General features: G+C 33.2%; 3 protein-coding genes. All 3 read left to right on the top strand.

Annotated features, from left to right (window positions below; genetic code table 11):
• Window positions 1-159 precede the first annotated feature (159 nt).
• Genes I6U48_RS16045 through I6U48_RS16055 form a run of 3 tightly spaced genes read left to right on the top strand, consistent with a single transcriptional unit; the run spans window position 160 to window position 3385 of the window.
• On the top strand, window positions 160-1392 hold the full coding sequence (locus I6U48_RS16045) for a site-specific integrase (protein WP_218321480.1): 1233 nt from the start codon (window positions 160-162) through the stop codon (window positions 1390-1392).
• Window positions 1393-2376 carry a tyrosine-type recombinase/integrase gene (locus I6U48_RS16050; protein WP_218321481.1) on the top strand — a complete coding sequence of 328 codons (984 nt, stop codon included), beginning with the start codon at window positions 1393-1395 and terminating at the stop codon, window positions 2374-2376.
• Complete coding sequence (locus tag I6U48_RS16055) at window positions 2363-3385, top strand: site-specific integrase (protein WP_218321482.1); 1023 nt, start codon at window positions 2363-2365, stop codon at window positions 3383-3385. The genes I6U48_RS16050 and I6U48_RS16055 overlap by 14 nt, the downstream gene beginning before the upstream one ends.
• Window positions 3386-3471 lie beyond the last annotated feature (86 nt).

Below are 3471 nucleotides of genomic sequence, written 5' to 3' on the forward strand. Positions count from 1 at the left end.
GTTTTTCCGTTATGGAAAGTTTTACATAATGGAAATTATCGAAAGTTTTTGTTTATGGAAAGAAATAAGCATATTTAGCTGCAGCATCAACAGAAAATATGTTTATTTCTTTCCATAATGCATCAGAATAGATTATAAATATAATCTAGGAGGTGCCCTATGGAAAGAAAATTACCATTAGTAGAGTTAACTACTAATGTACTGATCGAACTTAAAAGACTTAATTATGCTGATAATACTATAAACAGTTACCGCCGGCTATTTAAGCGAATGACTGTTTTTGCGGCAGAAAAGGATGAAACTTATTTTTCTGAAAATCTGGGAAATGATTTTTTAAAAGAAAAATATAACTGTACAATTAACTATTATGAAGAAGCTATGCCTAAAAATGTTAAACATGCTATACGCATGATACGTGTACTAGGAGATTACCAGATTCATGGAGTAATAATAAGAAGGATTGTTAAAAAGCCTCAATATGTAAAACCACTGCAATTCGAAGCAGTCCTTAATGCTTATGAGAAGGAGTGTGAACTTAATGATTATTCTAAAAGAGGAATGCGTACCCGCGTTCAACGGCTATTCTTCTTTATTGACTATCTAAATTTACGCAAAGTACAGGCCGTAGGCGATGTTTCAGCAGATATGATTTCTGATTACGTGAAAACTATTTTTCCACACCATGAAAAAAGTATAGCATCAATACTTACTACGCTTCGCGTATTTTTAAAATTCTTATATCTCAATAACTATACAGAAAAAGACCTGTCAATAAATGTCCCAAAGCAGAATAAATATTATTATCCTTCAATACCTTCTATCTGGAGATCAGAAGAAGTAAGATGTATGCTTGAATGCATTGACAGAGGAAACCCTACCGGAAAAAGAGACTATGCGATACTGTTATTGGTCGCAAGACTTGGAGTTAGAGTTGGAGATGTAAAAAAATTAAAACTGTCAGATTTGAATTGGAATACAAAATTAATTATCATTACTCAGGAGAAGACAAAAACCACTACTACTTACCCAATTTTAAATGATATAGGATGGGCTATAATAGATTATCTAAAAAATGCTAGACCTATAAGTAATTCTCCATATGTTTTCATTAGAATGCATGCACCATATGAATCCTTTGGAAAGGACGCAAACCTATATAACATCATAACTAAGTATACCCGTTTAGCTGGCATTCCTATAACAAAAGAAAAGCGCCATGGACTTCATTCTCTTAGACACTCATTAGCAAGTGGTTTACTTGAACAAGGAACACCTCTGCCAATAATATCAGAAATCTTAGGGCATTTAAATTCAAAGTCTACAAGTATATATCTACAGACTAGCATTGAGAGACTACGTTTATGTGCTATTGATCCCGAGGATATTTTATAAATGATTGAGAAGATATTTGTTTTTGAAAGCATTTTGGCAGATCTAATGATAGGATTTATACAGGAAAAAAAGTCGGTAGGATATAAATTTCAAAAGGGTGCTGCATTACTAAAAAGATTTGATAACATAATTGTTCAGCATAACTTAACTAAAAAAAAACTTACAAAAGAACTGGTTATGTTATGGACAGCAAAAGCACCTAATGAAACAAAAAGAAATAGATGTAGCAGAATATCCATTGTACGAGGATTTGCAGAGTATATGGTACGCCTTGGATATGATGCATATATATTCCCAAAAGCAAGTGTTACTATTGATAGATATTCATATGTACCATATATATTTTCTAAATATGAACTAAAGGCAATATTCAATATTTGCGATCATTATTCAATCTGCGCTGTTTCTCCAAATCGCCATATAATACTTCCAGTTCTCTTTAGACTATTATACGGTTGTGGACTTAGAATATCAGAAGCACTTAATTTAACATATGATGATGTTGACTTACAAAAAGGAACTTTATTTATCAGAAATGCAAAGTTTGGCAAGGACCGAATAGTTCCTATAGGCGCTAGCCTGATAGAACGCTGTCGCGTATATGAAGAAACTTTAGCTTCAAATAAGGATACTAATAACTTCTTATTTCCGTCTCCTTTTGGTGGGCATTATAATGAGAGCACAATCTACCAGCTTTTTCGCAAGATATTATGGAGAGCAGGAATTTCTCATACTGGAAAAGGCCCACGAGTACACGATTTCAGACATACTTTTTCAGTTCACTGTTTGAAGAAATGGGTTACTAGTGGAGAAGATTTGACAAACCTTCTTCCATATTTATCTGCCTATCTAGGGCATGCTGACTTAAGAGGAACTCAGCATTATTTGAGACTGACAGCAGATTTATACCCTGACATTATCAGTAAAGTTGAGCAAAGGTTTTCGTCTATGATTCCGGAGGTGTCATATTATGAAGCAGACTGATTTTGCAAAAGCACTCACGCGCTACTTATCAGAATTTCTACCAGGTCAGCGTAATGTAAGTACTAATACAATAAAATCTTACAGAGACACTTTTAAACAACTACTATTGTATATGGATAATAAGTGTAAAATTAAACCAGAATATCTTACGTTCAATAGAATAAATTCTGAAACTATAAGAAACTTCTTGTTTTGGCTTGAAAATACACGTAGTGTGAATATTAACACACGAAATCAAAGGCTAGCCGCCATACATAGTTTTTACCGATATGTGCAATCAGAATGTCCAGATATACTTTTTGAATGCCAAAAAATCTTAGGAATTCCTTTTAAAAGACGTCAACAAGCTACAATAGAACATATAACACAGGAAAATCTGCAGTTGTTATTAGAGCAACCTAACATAACAACTAAGAGGGGGCGTAGAGATCTTGTGCTCATGGTAACTCTTTATGATTCAGGGGCAAGAATACAGGAGTTAATTGATTTGAAGGTTTGTGATGTAAGGCTTTCAAAACCTGCTACTGTTACATTAACTGGTAAAGGAAACAAAAGAAGAACTATTCCCATTATGAATAAGACAAAGCTGTTACTTGAAAAGTACATGAATGAACAACATCTGTTAGAAAACGGAAAACAAAACCACCCTGTATTTTTCAATAGCAGAAATCATTCTTTTACTCGACCAGGTGTTACTTATATTTTAGAAAAACATTTTGCTAGTGCAAAGAAATGTAATGCAGGTGTAGTATTTCCAAAGCATATTCATCCCCATATGCTTAGACACACAAAAGCATTTCACCTGTTAGATGCTGGTGTAAATCTTATTTATATTCGTGATTTTCTTGGACATGTAAATGTTACCACAACTGAAGTATACCTGAGAGCTGATACAGAAATGAAAAGGAAAGCATTAGAATCAATGTATATAGATGTTGTATCACAAGATATACCTGTTTGGAATGAAGATACTGATTTATTAAGCTGGCTTCAGGATTTCTGTAAATAAATATTATCGAAAGATTTTTGACGAAGGTTTAAATTACTGCTTGATTTCGTTACTGATCTTTCGATAAACAAAAACTTTCGATAATT

It is taken from the genome of Clostridium thailandense, from assembly GCF_019207025.1.
Classification (GTDB): Bacteria; Bacillota; Clostridia; order Clostridiales; family Clostridiaceae; genus Clostridium_AM; species Clostridium_AM thailandense.